Raw genomic sequence first — 17807 nt, forward strand, 5'->3', positions numbered from 1 at the left:
ATGCCGACAGTCGCTCCTCTCGACCTCGACGGGTATTGCGTCGCGGCGCGCTTCGTCTCCGGCATTCCGACATTCGCCATGGCGGACGGCACGGTCCATCGACTCGATCATGGCCACAAGACCGTGGAAGCGCATGACGGGCTGCTGGTGGCCAGTCTGTCTGGCGACGGCAAGACCCTTCTGACGGGCGGCGAGGATGGCAAGGTAAGCCGCATCTCAGCCACGGGCGAGATCGAGACGCTCGCCGAGATCGGTCGCAAATGGATTGGCCAGATCGCGTCCGGGCCTCAAGGGGTGATCGGCTTTTCCTCCGGGCGCACTGCCTATGTGCGGCTGGCAGACGGAACGCTCAAGGAGATCGCCTGCGAGCGAACGGTCGAGGGCATAGCCTTCGCGCCGAAGGGCCTGAGGGTGGCGCTTGCCCGCTACAACGGCGTGACCCTCGTCTGGGCCGGCATGGATTCCAAGCCTGCGGAACTTGAATGGAAGGGCAGCCACACGGGCATCACCTTCTCGCCCGACGGCAAGTATCTCGTCACCACGATGCAGGAACAGGCGCTGCATGGCTGGCGCATGTCCGACCTGCATGACATGCGGATGTCTGGCTATCCGGCCAAGGTGAAGTCGCTGTCCTGGAGCTTCAAAGGCAAATGGCTTGCCTCATCCGGCGCGCCGGCCGCGATCGTGTGGCCCTTCGTCGGCAAGGATGGCCCGATGGGCAAGCCGCCGCTGGAGCTCGGCACGCGGGGCGACGCGCTTGTCACCATCGTCGCCTGCCACCCGGCACAGGATGTAGTCGCCATCGGTTTCAATGACGGCATGATCCTTGCTGCACGCATGGAAGACGGCAAGGAAGTGCTTTTGCGCCGCCCCGGCAAGGGCGCTCTCTCCTCGCTCGACTGGAGTCGCGATGGTCACCAGCTCGTCTTCGGCTCCGAGGCCGGCGATTGCGGCGTGGTGGATATCACCGCTTGAAGACAGCAGCGAGTGCGGCGGCTCCGCACTCGACGCCAGCTCCACCTCATCCTGAGCCTGTCGAAGGGCGAGGTGGCCCCATTCTGCTACGCCTCGTGGTTCGACAGGCTCACCATGAGGGCTGCGAGAGATCATGCCGCGCCCTCGCCTTCGGATGAAGACCGATCGGCAGCTCCCAAAACTCCTTCCAGTTTTACAATAAAAGACATAGACGTCGGCGTGTTGCGAACATAGCATGAACGCATGGCTCAGCTATCGACGTTGGAAAAACTGGCGATCCTTTCGGATGCTGCAAAATATGACGCCTCGTGTGCGTCCTCCGGATCGACGAAGCGCAACTCGCTCGGCACGGGTGGCATCGGGTCGACCACCGGGGCCGGCATTTGTCATTCCTATGCGCCGGACGGGCGATGCATTTCGCTTCTGAAAATCCTGCTCACGAATTTCTGCATCTATGACTGCGCCTATTGCATCAACCGATCGTCGTCGAATGTCCGGCGCGCCCGCTTCACCGTGCAGGAAGTCGTCGATCTGACGCTCGACTTTTACAAGCGGAACTACATCGAGGGGCTTTTCCTCTCCTCCGGCATTATCCGATCGCCGGATGAAACGATGGGGCAGTTGGTGGAAGTCGCCCGGCAGCTGCGCGTCACGCATCGCTTTGCCGGCTATATCCACCTCAAGACCATCCCCGACTGCGACCCGCTGCTGCTCGAGGAAGCGGGCCGATTCGCCGACCGGCTCTCGATCAATGTCGAATTGCCCACCGATGATGGCGTCTCGCGCCTCGCCCCGGAAAAGCGGCCCGCGGAAATCCGGAAGGCGATGGGCAATCTTCGGATGAAGATCGAGGAGAAATCCGAGCCGACACTGCGCACCAAGAGAAAAGAACGCTTCGCGCCGGGCGGGCAGTCGACGCAGATGATCATCGGCGCCGATCCCGCCAATGACGACACGATCCTGAAAACCAGCGCCCGGCTCTATTCGAGCTATCATCTGAAGCGCGTCTATTACTCCGCCTTCAGCCCGATCCCCGATGCGAAATCATCGCTGCCGCTCATCCAGCCGCCGCTTATGCGCGAACATCGGCTCTACCAGGCCGACTGGCTGATGCGCTTCTACGGCTTCGAGCAGAACGAGATCCTGGCGGGCCAAAGCGACGGGATGCTCGATCTCGCCGTCGACCCCAAGCTCGCCTGGGCGCTCGCCAATCGCCAGCGTTTTCCAGTCGACGTCAACCGGGGCGATCGGGAATCGCTGCTGCGCGTGCCGGGGCTCGGCACCAAGGCCGTGGCGAAGATCCTGCAGGTGCGGCGCTACCGGACGCTCAGGCTCGAGGATGTCGGCCGGCTTTGCCAGTCGGTCAACAAGGTGCGGCCGTTCATCACCGCGCTCGATTGGCAACCGGGCGGGCTGACGGACAGTCCCTCGCTCAAGGCCCGAATGACGCCGCAACCTGCGCAGCTGTCGTTGTTTTAGCGATGTTTGCCGTCACGCTCGCCGATCAGACGGATTTCGATGGGTGGCGCCACGCGGCGCGGCAATTGGCGCTGGCCGGCGTTGAGCCTGGCGACATTCGGTTCAGCGTGGTCGGCCAGACGACGGAAGACCTTTTCGAAGATGCCTCACCGCTTCTGCCGGAGCCGCCGACCGGTGCGGAATTCACCGTGCCACGCGAGGTGGTCAAGCGTCTGGAACAGGTGATCCATCACCGCGATCCGGATCGATTTTCCTTCATGTACCGGCTTCTCCTGAGGGTCTCGCAGGAGAAAAACCTGCTCCGCATCGCGTCCGATCCCGATATCCAGCGGCTTGAACGGATGGAGAAATCGATCCGGCGCGATGCCCACAAGATGCATGCCTTCGTGCGATTCCGGAAGATCGACGTGGTGGGCGAAGAATGGTTCGTCGCCTGGTTCGAGCCGGAGCATTATATCGCGGAACGCGAAGCAGGGTTCTTTCGGGCGCGCTTCACCGGCATGAAATGGACGATCCTGACGCCTTGGCGCTCGATCTCCTGGGACGGTGCGGACATCACGGTGATGCCGGGCGCAAGCAAGGAAGATGCACCCGCGGACGATGCGGCCGAGGATCTCTGGCGCACCTATTTCACGTCCATCTTCAATCCCGCCCGGTTGAAGGTGAAGGCCATGCAGGCCGAAATGCCGAAGAAATACTGGCGGAACCTGCCGGAGGCGCCGCTCATTCCTGGCATGATCGCCGGCGCCGGCAAGGCAGCGGAAGAGATGGTGGCGCGCGCGCCCACCCTTTCCGCGCCGCACCATGCCCGCATCCAGGAACAGTATTGGGAGCCGAAGAAGATGGGCGGCATGGCCGAGGAAGAGATCGCCGAAACGCTCGATGCGCTGGAGAAACAGGCCGAAGGCTGTCGGCGGTGTCCGCTCTGGAAAGATGCGACGCAGACCGTCTTTGGCGAAGGGCCACGCGATGCGGATGTCGTCTTTGTCGGCGAGCAGCCGGGCGACCAGGAGGATCTGGCGGGAAAACCCTTCGTCGGGCCAGCCGGACAGATGTTCAACGCTACGCTGGAAGAGGTCGGAATCGATCGTCAGCGCGTCTATGTCACGAATGCGGTGAAGCACTTCAAGTTCGAGCCGCGCGGCAAACGGCGCATCCACTCCAAGCCCAATTCCGGAGAAGTGCAGGCCTGCCGCTGGTGGCTCGACCAGGAACTGACGCTGATCCAGCCGAAGCTCACCGTGGCGCTTGGCGCAACAGCGCTCACCGCCTTGTCCGGCAAGACGTTGCCGGTAACGAAGAACCGGCGGCAGATCGTGACGACCGAGAGCGGGCTGCGCGTGTTCGTCACCGTGCACCCGTCCTTCCTGCTGCGCATTCCGGATAAGGAGACCGCTGCCCGCGAGCGCCGCCTCTTTGCGGAGGATCTTGCCGCCGTGCGGGACCTGATGAACGCGGCCTGAGGCGCCAAAACGAAAGGGCCGCTCCGGGATGAAGCGGCCCAACGCATTATCGATTGGAAAATCTTGTCAGGCCTTGCTGCCGGAAGCGCTGACAAAGCCTGCAGCACCGTCCAGATGACCGGGCTTGAGCTCCAGCGCGAGAAAGCGGTCGCGCTCGAACGGGCCAGGCAGCATCAGCGTCGCCGTCTTTTCGCCCGTGAAGCCAAAGCGCTCGTAATAGGGCGCGTCGCCAACGAGCAAAATCGCGCCATGGCCATAGCGCCGCGCCTTTTCGATCGCGCGCAACATCAGGCCCGTGCCGATGCCGGCTGCCTTGGCCGAGGGATCGACAGCGAGCGGGCCAAGCAGAAGCGCCGGCACGTCTCGCCCTTCCCGGTCGATGCCTGCATGGATGTCCCAAAGCCGCACCGTGCCGAGGATGTGGCCCGCACGGTTCTTGGCGACGAATGCGAGGCCGGCGGCCGGCAGGCGGCCGTGGCGCAGCTTCTCCGACGTCTTCGTACGCCAGTCGGGCGCCATGGCGCGTGCGAGCAACGCATTGCGCTCGTCGATTTCATACGCAGCTTCCGCGCGGATTGTGATCAGATCCTCAGCGGCAAGGCCGGCTTTGGCGGTGTCGATCTGGTGGAACAGCGTGGTCATGGGCATGACTTTCGGGACGAATGGAGAGCACGCAGCCGCGCGTCCACCTCAAGCGAACGCTGCAGCCAGCGGCAGACCTGTCGAGGGCTGGAACGCAGCCCCCGGCGGTCAGATAACGTAGGATCGGAGCGGTTCGAAGCCGTTGAAGGCCACGGACGCGTAGGTCGTCGTGTAGGCGCCGGTGCCTTCGATCAGAACCTCGTCGCCGATCGTCAGAGAGACGGGCAGCGGATAAGGCGCCTTTTCATAGAGCACGTCGGCGCTATCGCAGGTCGGGCCGGCGATCACGCAGTTTTCCATGTCGTCCGCGTCGCGGGCCGTGCGGATCGGGTAGCGGATCGCCTCATCCATCGTCTCGGCGAGACCGCCGAACTTGCCGATGTCGAGGAAGACCCAGCGCAGCTGATCGGTGTCGGCCTTCTTGGAAACGAGCACGACTTCAGCCTTGATCACGCCGGCACTGCCGACCATGCCGCGGCCTGGCTCGATGATCGTCTCCGGCAAGTTGTTGCCGAAATGCTTGCGCAGCGCACCGAAGATCGCCTGGCCGTAGGCTTCCGCCGTCGGCACGTCCTTCAGGTACTTGGTTGGGAAACCGCCACCCATATTGACCATCTTGAGCTCGATGCCCTGCTGGGCAAGCTTTTCGAAGACACGGCGCGCGTCCGACAGTGCTGCATCCCAGGCGTCGAGCTTGGTCATCTGCGAACCGACATGGAACGAGACGCCATAGGAGACGAGACCGAGCTGGTGGGCGTAGACGAGCACGTCGACGGCCATCTGCGGCACGCAGCCGAACTTGCGCGACAGCGGCCATTCGGCACCTTCGCCATCGGTCAGGACGCGGCAGAACACGCGTGCGCCGGGAGCGGCACGGGCGACCTTCTCGACTTCCTCATGGCTATCGACGGCAAAGAGGTTGACGCCGAGCGCATGGGCACGCGCCACGTCGCGCTCCTTCTTGATCGTGTTGCCGAAGGAGATGCGGCGTGCTGTTGCACCAGCATCCAGGGCCATTTCGATTTCGGCCACGGAGGCGCAATCGAAGTTGGAGCCCATGGAAGCGAGAAGCTTCAGGATTTCGGGCGCGGGGTTCGCCTTGACGGCATAATAGATGGAGCTGTCAGGCAACGCCTTCTCGAAGGCGCGGTAATTGTCGCGCACGATGTCGAGATCGACGACGAGGCAAGGGCCTTCGGGACGTCGGGTTGCGAGGAAATCGCGGATACGGTCAGTGGTCATCGGGGTCGCTCCCATTTCCATGCCCGGCTTGAAAAACCGGATGACAAAGGACGACGCCAGCCCGAAGGACGACGGCCGATGGAGGACCGCAGTTCCGCAAGACTTGCGACGCAATGGCTGAACCAGCGCCCGCCCGGGCGATGATTCGGGCTTTGTCTGCCTTGGATTGGATGGGGGTGACCCAACCGCACTTTCGGCAATGAGGGTGTGCCTCTTCAGTAACCCCGGCATTTGGACAGCCGGCAGACACCAGAAAGGCCCGCACCGTCGTTGCTTCAAGATGTCCTCGCTCTTTCCGGTTGGCCGGAGAAGCGACTGGAGGGGTTAGTTCCAGGTACCTTACCGAATTTCCTCACCATTCGAGGGTTCGGCGGACACCCACAGGCACGTGCGACTTTGGGCAGCACCGGAAATAGTGAGTCGCGCTGTCACAATCAAGAGGTTTTTCATCGGGTCGCGTCGAACACGTAAGCGTCATTCGGCCCCAGAATGCCGTTCTGCCCCTTGCGATCGCGGTATCCGACAACATATGCGGCTGAACTAAAGCAAGGACCTCCTTACATTGGATACATTGACGCGCATTCGAGCCTTCATAGACGTGGTCGAGGCAGAGGGCTTTTCAGCAGCATCGCGCAAGATCGGCCGGTCTAAGGCGCTGCTTTCAAAATATGTCCGGGAGCTGGAAGACGAGCTCGGCGCCCTTCTCTTGAACCGCACGACGCGCCAATTCTCCCTCACCGAAGCGGGTCACACCTATTACAAGAGCGCGTCTGAAATCCTGAAGGAAATCGACAGCCTCGCGGACCTGGTTCGCGAGAACAACAGCGATCTGAAAGGCCGACTGCGGATTTCAGCCCCTCGCACCTTCGCCGACGCGGATATCGGTGCATCGCTGGTCGATTTCGCCGTCGATCATCCCGACCTGACGCTCGATGTCGTCGCCGATGACCGATTCGTCGATCTGGTGGAGGAAGGCTTCGACATCGCGATCCGCATCACGCGGCTTGAGGACTCCGGGCTGATCGCCCGAAAGCTTGGGCCCTTCCGCATCCTCGTTTGCGCCTCGCCCGCGTTCATCGAGCAACATGGACCGTTGAACGACCCGACGGATCTCGCGCGCCTGCCCTGCATTCTCGACACCAATGGTCGCTCGCTCAGCAACTGGCGGTTCCAGCGCGCCGATGGCAGCCAGTTCACGGTCAACGTGAATGTTCGCATGGAGGTCAACAGCCCGATGATGGCCATGCGCGCTGCGATCGGCGGGCTTGGCGTGACTATGCTGCCGGACTTCGTGGCGAAGTCCGCGCTCGACAGCGGCGAACTCGTCTCGCTCTTTGAGGAAAACGGTATCGACGATCGCGGCATCTACGCGATCTATCCCCACCGCCGCTATCTGCCTGCCAAAGTTCGCGCCTTCGTCGACCATCAGACCGCATGGTTCAGGAAGCTGCATCAGGGCTGAGAGGCCTGTTTCGCGAAAGCTTGCGGTGCCACGGTCGAATTTCAGCCGCCTTTTCAAGGCAAGCGGTGGCTATCGGGATTCGGGACAGTGTCAGGGGCATCGATGAAAACGACGCGGAAAAGCGGATTGGCGCGCCTGGTGTTCGCCGGGATCTGCCTGCTGGCCCTGCCGACGTCTGCCGGCGCTCATCCTCATATCTTCGCCGAAGCACGGCTCGAGGTGATGCTCGGCGACGATGGCAAGGTGGAAGAGCTTCGCCATGTGTGGCGTTTCGACGAGTTCTTTTCCTCCACCGTGATGCTGGAATTCGATGCGAACTCCAACCTCGAACTCGAGCAGGAGGAGTTGGAGGCGATCGGCGAAACCGTGAAGCAGTCGCTGGGCGATTTCGACTATTACACCGCCATTCACCGAAACGGCGTCGATCTCGGCGTCCAGGCGCCCGATCGCATCTTCGCCAATTTCGAGAACGGCCAGCTTCTGATGTTCTTCGCGGTCAAACCCAAGGATGACGCACCGCTCGATGGCAAGCTGACCTTCGGCGTCTACGATCCGACCATGTATGCCGCGATCGACTTCGTGAATGACGGCGACATGGTCGTCATGGGCAATGCCGGCGGATGCGAGAGCGCAGTGGTGCGGCCCGATCCCGACCAGGTGCTTGCCGAGATGCAGGGCAGCCTGACGGAAGCCTTCTTCAACGATCCCGAAGGCTACGACATCTCGCAGCTCTTCGCGACACGGCTGGAGGTGACATGCTGAAGGTCTCGACCAGAATTGCCTTGCCTGTGTGCCTCGCGTGCATTGCTGCAGGCCTGCTGATCGCGCCGGCGCTCGCGCAATCGCCGCTCGGTATCGGCACCGCCGAACCATCGATCAACACCGGCGGTTTCATGAGCGGCTTCTTCGGCTGGATCAACGCGCTGCAGCAGGATTTCTATCGCTCGCTGACGAGCGCGCTGCGCGACATGCGGGAAGATCCGTGGAAGCTCTCCGGCCTGATCGGCCTGTCGTTTGCCTATGGCGTCTTCCACGCGGCCGGACCGGGGCACGGCAAGGCGGTCATTTCCGCTTACATGGTCGCCAACGAGGTTGCGCTGCGTCGCGGCATCTTCCTGTCCTTCGCGTCGGCTCTGCTTCAGGGCGTCATGGCGGTTCTGGTGGTGGGACTCACCTATCTCGTGCTGCGCGGCACGGCGATTTCCATGACGGACGCGACCCGCAGTCTCGAAATCGCAAGCTTTGCCGTCATCACTGCCTTCGGCGCGTGGCTGCTCTACCGCAAGCTCGCCCCCGCCCGCCGACGCCCGGCGACGCTGTCGGCCGCAGCGGTTGCACCCGCCCAAGACCATCACCAGCATGACCATCATCACCATAATCATGGGCATCACGACCATCATGATGGTCATCACCATCATGATCACGGTTCGCATAGCCATTATCACGATCATGCACATGCCGTCGGCGACGCGTGCTCGGTCTGCGGTCATTCCCATGCGCCGGATCCGGCGCTGCTTGCAAAGGAGCGCCTTTCCACGCGCGAGGCCTGGTCCGCCGTGCTGGCCGTCGGTCTGCGGCCCTGCTCCGGCGCTCTGATCGTCCTGACGTTTGCGCTTCTAAACGGCCTCTATCTCGGCGGCATTCTCTCGGTCTTCGCCATGTCGATCGGAACCGCCATCACCGTTTCGGTGCTTGCGTGCCTCGCGGTCGGCGCGAAAGACGTCGCGATCCGCTATTCCGGCAGCGGCAGCGCCGTGCGGGTGACGAACGGCATCGAGATTTTCGGCGCGCTCTGCGTATTCGTCATCGGCGCGCTGTTGCTCACGGCCGCACTTGCCGCCTGATTTCGTCCGCTCGGTCTAGCGGAGGCTTAACGGCTCGGTCTAGCGACTTGGGCCCGAGCGCTCGTTGCGGCGCTGCTGCCGAGCGCGCAGCCAGAAGATCGCAAAGAAGGCGAGGACGAACACGATCGCCACGCCATAGGCCAGCCAGGTCGAGATTTCCGACAACTGGATCATCAAAGGCGGCATCACGAAAAAGCCGAGGCCAACGAATGCGAGGATAGCAGCAGCGGCAAGTGCCGAATTGCGGTCCGACTTGTTCAAGGTTCTGTCCTTTCGCCCGCTATGAGAGCGGCGCGTATGTCTTCCAGCGTCTGCCGCTGATGTCCGGTTGGATCAAAGTTGTCAGTGCTCAGCCAGGCTTCCAGAGCCTGACGGATCACCGGCCAATCCTTGTCGATCATGGCATACCACGCGGTGTCGCGGTTCCTGTCCTTGGAGATCATGTGCTGGCGAAAAACGCCCTCGAATGTGAAGCCGAGACGCTTGGCCGCGCGCTTGGAGGGCTGATTGTCATTGTGGCACTTCCATTCATAGCGCCGATAACCAAGATCGTCGAAGACGTGCCGCGCCATGAGATAGTGCAGTTCGGTGGCTGCGGGTGTTCGCGCCATTGCAGCGCCGTGGGCGACTGCCCCCACCTCGATCGAGCCGTTCGCGGCATCGATGCGCATGTAGCTTGCCATGCCGAGGACGCTTACCGTCGCCGCATCGACCGCCACGAGCGTGCGCCAGTTTTCCTGCACGCTTTCGAGCCAGCCGATGAAGTCCGCGACGGAATGATAGGCCGGGTTCGGGAAGTAGTGGAGGCGATCGTTGATCGCATCGGCACCACCCAAGGCATCCCAAAGCGCTTGTCCATGGGACGCCGCATTGAATGGCTCAAGCGTCACGAACCGGCCCTTGAGCCGCACGTTTTCAGGGGTCTTGCAGCCCGTCCAGTTCTCCAAATCGCGCATGAACTTTCGCTTCATTGATCTTCGCAGCCGGATAAGACATCAACGTCTCTCAAAACACAACGCGACACGATCGCCGACAGGGAGAGAGACTGAGATGATCGCAACGGTGCCCGCATTCGACAGGATGGGCGAGGAAAATGCCTTTGCCGTGCTCGCGCGGGCAACCGCGCTTGCCAATGAGGGACGCGACATCATCAATCTCGGGATCGGCCAACCGGACTTCAAGACGCCCGAGCACATCGTCGAAGCGGCAATCAAGGCGTTGCGTGACGGTCATCACGGCTACACGCCGGCGACCGGGTTGCTGGCGACCCGCGAGGCGGTTGCACGCCGCACGCTGTCGACGACGGGTGTCGAGGTGTCGCCCGAGAATGTCATGATCATGCCGGGCGGCAAGCCAACCATGTACGCCGCGATCGTCATGTTCGGCGAGCCGGGCAGCGAGATCCTCTACCCGGATCCAGGCTTCCCCATCTATCGCTCCATGATCGAGTTCACCGGCGCAACGCCCATTCCGGTTCCCATCCGCGAGGAAACGGGCTTTGCATTTTCGGCGGAAGAGACGCTGTCGCTGATCACGCCGAAGACGCGGCTCCTCATCCTCAATTCACCGGCCAACCCGACGGGCGGGATCACGCCACGCGCCGAGATCGAGAAGCTGGTCAAGGGTCTCGCCGACCATCCGCATGTGGCGATCATGTCGGACGAGATCTATGACGTGATGACCTATGACGGCGAAAAGCACACCTCGCTCCTGGAGTTTCCCGAGATCCGCGATCGTCTGATCGTGCTCAATGGCTGGTCGAAGACCTGGGCGATGACCGGCTGGCGCATGGGCTGGTCGATCTGGCCAAATGGGCTCTACGACAAGGTGCGCAAGCTCGCGGTGAATTGCTGGTCCTGCGTCAATGCGCCGAGCCAGTTTGCCGGCATCGCCGCAATCGATGGGCCGCAGGACGCCGTGGACGAAATGATGGCCGCCTTCGACCAGCGCCGCAAGCTCGTGGTGGATGGCTTGCGCGCCCTGCCCGGCATCGATTGCGCCACGCCGAAGGGTGCGTTCTACGCGTTTCCGAACGTCAAGGAGACGGGTTGGCCTGCCAAGAAGCTGGCAGCAGCGCTTCTCGACGAGGCCGGTGTCGCGCTTATCGGCGGACCGGATTTCGGCATCCTGGGCGAGGGCTATATCCGCCTTTCCTACGCCAACTCGGCTGAGAACATCGAACGCGCGCTGGAGCGCATCGGTCATTTCCTCAGCCGCTGATCAAAGACCGAAAAACACGACGATCGCAGCGCAGGTGGCGAGGCCGATGATGATGTTCATCGGCACGCCGATCTTCAGGAAGTCTGCGAAGGTGTAATTGCCTGCGCCGTAGACGAGCGTGTTTGTCTGGTAGCCGATCGGCGTGGCGAAGCTGGCGCTTGCCGCAAACATGACTGCGACGACGAAAGCTCGAGGGTCGATGCCGAGACTTTCGGCCAGCCCCATGGCCAGCGGCGTGATGATGACGGCGACCGCGTTGTTGCTGGCGACTTCGGTAAGGAACGAGGTCAGTGCATACACGGCAACAAGCGCGATGATGGGCGACATCTGCGCGATCCAGGGTGATATGAGCGAAACGACGAGCTCGATGGCGCCGGTGTTCTGAAGGCCCGTGCCGATAGCCAGCATGGCGAAGATCAGGATCAGGATCGAACCATCGACAGCGCTCCACGCCTCATCGGAATCGATGCAGCGCAAAAGCAGGATCGCAACGACGGCAATGAAGGCCAGGGCCTCGATCGGCATCACGTTGAAGGCGGCAAAACCCACGACCGCCATCAACGCGGCAATGGCGATTGGCGCTTTGCTGCGGCGGAAGGACCGCTCTTCCGATGCGGTGATGGAGACGAGGTTTGCCTCTTCCGCGAGACGCGAAATCCCCTCCTCCTGTCCTTCGATCAGCAGCCGGTCTGCCGGGCGCAGCCGCACGCTCGCCATATCGGCGCCGGCATTGTGGTTCGGCCGGTGGATGCCGAGCACGCGCGCTCCGAAGTGACTGCCGAGACCCATTTCCGCGAGCGTCCGGCCCACGCTGTGACGACGCGGCGCGACGAAGGCCTCCACGACCACGCCGTCTTCCAGCTTGCGGATGCCGCGCCGGGGGCCAACGCGGAACCCATCCTCTTCGTTCAGCGTCAAAATCTCAGAGGCCGGGGCCTGAATGACCAGGCGATCGCCTGTCGTCAGGAGGACGTCGTCGAGGTCCTTCAGCTTCTGCCCGCCGCGCATCACAGACACGATCCGGATCGACTCACGGTTGAGGGCAGCAATGTCCTTGAGCGGTTTGTTCTCGATCTTGGCGGCGGCCGTGATCATGACTTCGCTCAGATAGACCGGATCTGCCGACTCGACGGTTTCGGCACCGCTGCCTTCCCGATGCGGGAGAAGCCAGGGACCGAGAACGAGAAGCGCTGCCCAGCCTACGAGGACGACGACGATGCCGACCGGCGTAATTTCGAAGATCGAGAACGGCGCCAGTCCGTTTTCGCGCGCGACGCCATCAACGAGCAGGTTCGTGGAGGTGCCGATCAAGGTCACGGTTCCACCGAAGATCGCCGCGTAGGAGAGCGGGATCAGAAGGCGCGTGGATGCGATCTTCATGGCGGAGGCGAGCTTGATGATGATCGGTATGGTGACAAGGACGACCGGCGTGTTGTTCACGAACGCCGAGGAAACCGAAACGATTGCGAGGAGGAGCAGCAGCGCCAGCAGCGGCCGTTTGCCCGACAGCGCGATGACCTTGTTGGAGATCGTTTCCAGAACGCCGGTGCGGACGAGCGCCCCGGACAGGATGAACATCGCAGCGATCGTCAGCGGTGCAGGATTGGAGAAGACATCCAGCAACTCGTCGGCCGAGACGAACCCGATGATGACGAAGACGACCGCACCCGTAGCCGCGATCACGTCGGGGGGATAGCGTTCCATGAAGAAGCCGACAAACATGCATGCAAGCAGGCCCAGCGCTATGTAGGCCTGGTAGTCGACGATGAACGCGGTCATGAAGTCCCCTCAAGCAACGCCGCCAAACGGAAGCACGGCGGTTCTGTTCCGCCGCGCCTCCCGTTTGTCGCTTAGCATTCCCGAGCGACAGAAGGCTAACCCAGGAAGGGCAGGAAGGGGCGGCCTTGGAGCGCCTGCCAGAAGACGAAGACAACGAAGGCAAGATAGACCAGTGCCGACAGGCGGAGTGCCCAGATCGCTTTCGGTCCTATCCAGGCAGAGATGGCAAGACCGGCAAGCGGAACGAGATGCAGTGCATGTGTCGCGAAGAAGTGCGGCACCCGAAGGTCACCGCCGTCGCGCGCCCATCCGAGGACCGCAAGGTTGATCGAGCCGGTAGCCGTGCCGACGAAATGGCCACCCGTGCCGCTCATGTAGCCGGCGGTGATGGCTGTCATAGGCATCACCATAGCGAGACCGAGCACGATCCCCTCCTTCAGCACACGGTTACCGCCAAGCGCCGATCCACGGGCGATCTGCCAGGCGTAATAGGCGGAAGCGCCCGTCAGCCAGAGGGCGAGGAAGCCCATGAGCCCGTAGAGAATGCCGCCCACGCCTTCGATCTGGAAATGGGACCGCGTGCCGAGCATTGCGGCTCCCCCCACCCAGACCATTTCCGCCATGACCGCGGCGACGATGCTTGCGGCATAGATGCGATAGCTGCGGCGCGCAGTCAGTCCTTCCGGCAGGTAACGCGCGAAGAATGCCAATGACAGCAGGTAGACGCCGAGCGCGAACTGGAACTTGAGCGGCTTGATCCATCCCGGAACGCCGGCCCAGTCCCGCGTGTCGATCAGCAACGCGGCGCCCGTCGGGATCATGAGAGCGAGCAGGAACAGACCAGCGGCCGTGAACAGCGGCTCGTCGCGGCGCAGCCGGGACAGGGAAGCGACCTGGGTCCACGACGTCATTGGCATTTGCGGATCGAGTGCGGACGCGTTCATCTGAGACCTCTCAAGCAAGACTGAGTTTGTGGGACCGCGCCAGGCGCAGCGACTGGAACAAGAGATAGCCGACCGGCCCGAACAGGAAGGTCAGGGCGAGGATTGGCAACAGCAGTGCGAAGGGCAGGCCCTCGCCCTCATTGGCTCGCACGATCCAGGCGCCGATCAGGAGGTCGAAGGCGAGATAGTGCAGCCAACCGGCAAGCAGTATTTCCGGGGTCTGGAAAAGCAGCGTGACGTCGGCCAGGGACGAGAAGCCGCCCTCGGCGCTGGTCCAGAACGCCAGGATCAGCGCGGCGTAGGCGGCCGAGAGAAGCAGCGGAACGATAATCTCGGGATAGGGCCTGATCCAGCGCAGCCGGCCGAAATGAGAGGCGGCGAGCGTCAACCACCCTATCATTGCCAACGTGCTGGCAGCTGAAAACGCACCCTCGACCATCATGCCTCTCCTTTGATCTAGACAGCGTCAGGATTGAAGAATGGCATGCATCTTTCTGTTGTCAAGTTTATTTTGACGCCGTAAAGATAGGCGTCACTTTGCTCACTGAAGGAGAACCGTCGTTTCCGAGAAACCCATCCCCGCCAAACCCTATCACCACGGCGATCTGCGCGCGGCGCTTCTGGAGGCGGCAGAACTCGAGCTTGCCGAAAAAGGCATCGAAGGCTTCACGTTGCGCGGCTGCGCCAAACGCGCAGGCGTGTCCCATGCTGCGCCAGCCCACCATTTCGGCGATGCGGCCGGCTTGCTGACTGCCCTCGCGGCACAGGGCTTCGAGCGGTTCATCGAGACGCAAAACCGGGTGAAGGCAGCGGCACAGCCTGTCGACGCGCGGGCCAATCTGCTGGCCGCCGGGATCGGCTATCTCACATTTGCGTGGGAGAACCAGGCGCTGTTTCGGCTGATGTTTTCGTCGGAGCGGCGCGACGACAGCGACGCCCATCTCGCTGCGTGCGCGCAGGCGGCTTACCTGCAGCTTGCCGCCGACGTGGCTGCAGTGCGGGGGGATGCGAAAGCGCCTCCGCGGCCGAACGATGTCGATGTCATCGCCGCCTGGGCGATGGTCCACGGGCTATCGGATTTGATGATTTCCGGCCGGATCATGCTCGATGGGCTGTCGGAGACCGAACGACGCGCGGCGCTGGAAAGCATCATCGCCCGCGTCATGCCCGAAGCTCGGCCATGACGCAGGGACGCTCAGGCCTCAGGCTGTCTTGACGCCGGACACGGTCGCTTCGATGTGATCCACAAGCGCATCCGGCAGGCCGAGACGGCCGGCGAGCAGATCCAGATAGCCACGCTCGGCGCGCGTGTCCGGATCGATAGCGAGGCGCGAAGCGGTGTAGATCTCCACCTTCTGCTCCTCGGTCTTTGCGGCTGCGACGATCGCGTCGACATCAACGGGACCGTCCAGTTCCTTCTGCAGGAATGCGAGTTCCTCGGCGTCGAGCCCGTCTTCGGAAAGCTTGCCGACAATGGCCGCCCGTTCGGTGGCATCGATATGGCCATCGGCCTTGGCGGCGGCGATCATGGCGCGCACCATAGCGAGCGCGAAATCATCGCTGGTCTGCTGCGGATCCAGATCGAAACCGCTTCCGGCCGGCGGCGGCAAGACTTCCTGCTGCGGCTGGCCGGCGATCGTCGTCGGAGCCTTTCCAGCTTGATAGTTGCGATAGGCGAGATAGCCGAGGCCGGCGATCGCGGCCATGCCGCCAACCTTCAAGGCCGAGCCGCCGAGCTTGCGACCCGTCTTGGTGCCGAGAAGCGCCGCCATGACCGCGCTTGCCGCCATGGGATTGTTTCGGGCCATGTCGGCCACCTGGCCTGCCCTGCCCGAAAGAGCACCGCCGCCCTGCCCGGCAAGACCGCCGAGGTTGCCGAGCGCGCCACCCTGACCCGCAAGCCCACCGAGCTTGCCGAGAATGTCGGACCCGGAGGACGAACCCCCGCGGGAAGATCCGAGGAACTGTTCGAGAAGCTTTTTGGGGTCGAGCATGGCGTCTACCTTCTGCGGAGCATATGCGTTGCTCGGCAGATAAGGACGGCGGAACCCGAATTCAAATGCCGCTTGACGTCAGCCGCTACTGTGCGAGCAGCATCGCTTCGGATGCCAGACGGGTGATCCCATCCCAATCGCCGGCCTCGACCATGGCTTTCGGCGCGACCCAGGAGCCGCCGACGCAGACGACGTTCGGCAACGAGAGATAGGTCCGCGCATTCTCAGGTGAAACGCCTCCGGTCGGGCAGAACAGGGTTCCGGCCAGCGGCGACGACAGCGCCTTCAGATAGGCGGCACCGCCGGCCTGTTCGGCGGGGAAGAACTTCAGGACGTCATAGCCTTCTTCGCGCAGCGCCATCACTTCGCTGGACGTGGCAGCCCCCGGCAGGAGCGGCACGGAGGAGGAACGCGCGGCATCCAGCAGCTCCTGCGTCGTGCCCGGCGACACGATGAACTGAGCACCGGCATCGACGGCTTCATCGTAATTGCGCGCGTTGAGGATGGTGCCTGCGCCGGTCACCGCGCCTTCGACCTCCCGAGCGACCAGACGGATTGCCTCGAGCGCTGCAGGCGTGCGCAACGTGATCTCGATCGCCTTCAGCCCACCCGCTACGAGCGCGCGGGCAAGGGGAACCGCCGCGCGCGCATCGTCGATGACCAGCACCGGAACGACGGGCTGCAGCTTCAGCGTTGCCAAAAGGCGATCGGTCTTGTCGTTCATCGCGTCGGGTCTTCCCTGATCATGTTTCGGCTGTCTCACGGCGTCTTAAAAGCCGCCGAGAATGGCTTCAGGGCTTACCGATTTTGCCACCCCTTGTCCATTGACGCTTCAATTCCACGGGTTCAATCGATTGAGTAGTGCCATCAGCCAGGACCAGGGCTGCGCAGCATCCTCTGTTGGCCGATCTTGAGCGACACGCTCAAGCGCAGCCCATGTCAGCGGACCCGCAATACCGTCGGGTGTCAGCCCAGCCTCCAGCTGGAAGCGCTTGAGGGCAGCGAGCGTCTGCGGACCGAAGATCCCGTCCACGGTGATCGCGTCATGCTGGTCCGGCGAAGTTGATAGCAAATGGCGCTGCAGCGTCGCGACATCGGCGCCGGACTTGCCAAGCTTCAGCAGGCGTGGAGAGGGCAATCCCTCACCGGGCGAGCCTGCCAGCCGTGCATAAGCAGCCGCCAACCGCGTATGATAGCCGTGGCGGGCATAGGCAGGGCCGTTATAGCCTCGGGCGAAGGCGGTCCAGTCGCGCCTCAGCACGGCATCCGTCAGGCCCGCCCTCTCGATATAAAGCAGCATGAGACGCAATTGACCTGCAAAGCCTGCGCGCGCTTCGGCGACCAGCGCATCGACGCTTGCGTAACCCAGCCAGCGCCAGTGCTCGCCCATCACCTGCCCGAGACCCAGGAGGTGGAGGCATAAGCCGCATCGCGATCGATTTTCATCGCGCGGTTCAGCAGCGCCCATCTGGGGGCCTGCGACGCCGGATTGGCAACTGCGCCGGCCCGAGGCGAAGCGAGACCTTCCGCCCTGGCTTTTGCCCTGTTTCCCGGACTCACGAGCCGATCGAAATAGTGACCTTCGAACCGGATGAGCGGCTCGGCGCGACCGGAAACGATCGCGTGCGTCCGGCCGCCGCTTTCGATCTCGATGATCGCCATCAACGCGGCGGTCTCCACGCGCAGCCGCTCCGCCTCACGTTGCACCACATCCTTTTCGGATTGTGTGAGCATTCCAACCCTCCATCACCGATCAGCAAACC

General features: G+C 62.8%; 19 protein-coding genes and 1 pseudogene. 8 read left to right on the forward strand and 12 right to left on the reverse strand.

The window, feature by feature from the left end; all coding sequences use genetic code 11:
* From PU133_RS18430 to PU133_RS18440, 3 genes are all read left to right on the forward strand, one after another.
* Positions 1-975, forward strand: coding sequence for a WD40 repeat domain-containing protein (locus PU133_RS18430; RefSeq protein WP_404862858.1), 975 nt, complete (start codon positions 1-3; stop codon positions 973-975).
* A gap of 243 nt (positions 976-1218) precedes the next feature.
* Positions 1219-2454, forward strand: coding sequence for a putative DNA modification/repair radical SAM protein (locus tag PU133_RS18435; RefSeq protein ID WP_404862859.1), 1236 nt, complete (start codon positions 1219-1221; stop codon positions 2452-2454).
* A 2-nt stretch (positions 2455-2456) separates the two neighbouring features.
* Positions 2457-3917: a UdgX family uracil-DNA binding protein gene (locus PU133_RS18440; protein WP_404862860.1), complete on the forward strand. Its 1461-nt coding sequence runs from the start codon at positions 2457-2459 to the stop codon at positions 3915-3917.
* A gap of 66 nt (positions 3918-3983) precedes the next feature.
* Here PU133_RS18440 and PU133_RS18445 read toward each other — a convergent pair whose 3' ends face one another.
* Positions 3984-4559 carry a GNAT family N-acetyltransferase gene (locus PU133_RS18445; protein ID WP_404862861.1) on the reverse strand — a complete coding sequence of 192 codons (576 nt, stop codon included), beginning with the start codon at positions 4557-4559 and terminating at the stop codon, positions 3984-3986.
* Between the two features lie 108 nt (positions 4560-4667).
* The gene (gene odc2, locus PU133_RS18450) at positions 4668-5801 is read right to left on the reverse strand and encodes an ornithine/lysine decarboxylase (protein WP_126011957.1); all 1134 of its coding nucleotides are present in this window, start codon (positions 5799-5801) and stop codon (positions 4668-4670) included.
* A gap of 562 nt (positions 5802-6363) precedes the next feature.
* Here odc2 and PU133_RS18455 point away from each other — a divergent pair.
* The 3 genes from PU133_RS18455 to PU133_RS18465 all read left to right on the forward strand — a co-directional run bounded on the left by PU133_RS18455 (position 6364) and on the right by PU133_RS18465 (position 9107).
* Complete coding sequence (locus tag PU133_RS18455) at positions 6364-7263, forward strand: LysR family transcriptional regulator (RefSeq protein ID WP_404862862.1); 900 nt, start codon at positions 6364-6366, stop codon at positions 7261-7263.
* 102 nt (positions 7264-7365) lie between these two features.
* Entirely contained in the window at positions 7366-8025 is a 660-nt protein-coding gene (locus PU133_RS18460; RefSeq protein WP_404862863.1) for a DUF1007 family protein, read from the forward strand.
* Positions 8019-9107, forward strand: a complete 1089-nt coding sequence (locus PU133_RS18465) for a nickel/cobalt transporter (protein WP_404862864.1) — start codon at positions 8019-8021, stop codon at positions 9105-9107. The genes PU133_RS18460 and PU133_RS18465 overlap by 7 nt, the downstream gene beginning before the upstream one ends.
* Positions 9108-9146: 39 nt before the next feature.
* Here the strand turns inward: PU133_RS18465 and PU133_RS18470 are convergent, their stop codons facing one another.
* Positions 9147-9368: a hypothetical protein gene (locus PU133_RS18470; RefSeq protein WP_404862865.1), complete on the reverse strand. Its 222-nt coding sequence runs from the start codon at positions 9366-9368 to the stop codon at positions 9147-9149.
* The gene (locus PU133_RS18475) at positions 9365-10063 is read right to left on the reverse strand and encodes a GNAT family N-acetyltransferase (RefSeq protein WP_404862866.1); all 699 of its coding nucleotides are present in this window, start codon (positions 10061-10063) and stop codon (positions 9365-9367) included. Before PU133_RS18475 ends, PU133_RS18470 begins: the two co-directional genes overlap by 4 nt.
* Before the next feature lie 94 nt (positions 10064-10157).
* On the opposite strand from PU133_RS18475, the gene PU133_RS18480 reads away from it, so the two are divergent.
* Positions 10158-11327 carry a pyridoxal phosphate-dependent aminotransferase gene (locus PU133_RS18480; RefSeq protein ID WP_404862867.1) on the forward strand — a complete coding sequence of 390 codons (1170 nt, stop codon included), beginning with the start codon at positions 10158-10160 and terminating at the stop codon, positions 11325-11327.
* Here PU133_RS18480 and PU133_RS18485 read toward each other — a convergent pair whose 3' ends face one another.
* From PU133_RS18485 to PU133_RS18500, 4 genes are all read right to left on the reverse strand, one after another.
* Positions 11328-13106, reverse strand: coding sequence for an SLC13 family permease (locus tag PU133_RS18485; RefSeq protein WP_404862868.1), 1779 nt, complete (start codon positions 13104-13106; stop codon positions 11328-11330).
* Between the two features lie 95 nt (positions 13107-13201).
* The gene (locus tag PU133_RS18490; protein ID WP_404862869.1) at positions 13202-14050 is read right to left on the reverse strand and encodes a hypothetical protein; all 849 of its coding nucleotides are present in this window, start codon (positions 14048-14050) and stop codon (positions 13202-13204) included.
* 10 nt (positions 14051-14060) lie between these two features.
* Entirely contained in the window at positions 14061-14492 is a 432-nt protein-coding gene (locus PU133_RS18495) for an abscisic acid-deficient protein Aba4 family protein (protein WP_404862870.1), read from the reverse strand.
* A gap of 64 nt (positions 14493-14556) precedes the next feature.
* Positions 14557-14775: a hypothetical protein gene (locus PU133_RS18500; RefSeq protein ID WP_404864613.1), complete on the reverse strand. Its 219-nt coding sequence runs from the start codon at positions 14773-14775 to the stop codon at positions 14557-14559.
* Here PU133_RS18500 and PU133_RS18505 point away from each other — a divergent pair.
* On the forward strand, positions 14722-15234 hold the full coding sequence (locus PU133_RS18505; RefSeq protein ID WP_404862871.1) for a TetR-like C-terminal domain-containing protein: 513 nt from the start codon (positions 14722-14724) through the stop codon (positions 15232-15234). The two genes, PU133_RS18500 and PU133_RS18505, sit on opposite strands and share 54 nt — an antisense overlap.
* An 18-nt stretch (positions 15235-15252) precedes the next feature.
* Here the strand turns inward: PU133_RS18505 and PU133_RS18510 are convergent, their stop codons facing one another.
* From PU133_RS18510 to PU133_RS18525, 4 genes and pseudogenes are all read right to left on the reverse strand, one after another.
* Positions 15253-16044: a tellurite resistance TerB family protein gene (locus PU133_RS18510; RefSeq protein WP_404862872.1), complete on the reverse strand. Its 792-nt coding sequence runs from the start codon at positions 16042-16044 to the stop codon at positions 15253-15255.
* A gap of 85 nt (positions 16045-16129) precedes the next feature.
* Positions 16130-16768, reverse strand: a complete 639-nt coding sequence (locus tag PU133_RS18515; protein WP_404862873.1) for a 2-dehydro-3-deoxy-phosphogluconate aldolase — start codon at positions 16766-16768, stop codon at positions 16130-16132.
* Between the two features lie 108 nt (positions 16769-16876).
* Positions 16877-17227, reverse strand: coding sequence for a peptidoglycan-binding protein (locus PU133_RS18520; RefSeq protein WP_404864585.1), 351 nt, complete (start codon positions 17225-17227; stop codon positions 16877-16879).
* 36 nt (positions 17228-17263) lie between these two features.
* A pseudogene (locus tag PU133_RS18525) lies at positions 17264-17778 on the reverse strand (N-acetylmuramidase domain-containing protein); the annotation flags it as partial.
* Positions 17779-17807: the final 29 nt, after the last annotated feature.

Source organism: Georhizobium sp. MAB10, from assembly GCF_045012825.1.
Classification (GTDB): Bacteria; Pseudomonadota; Alphaproteobacteria; order Rhizobiales; family Rhizobiaceae; genus Georhizobium; species Georhizobium profundi.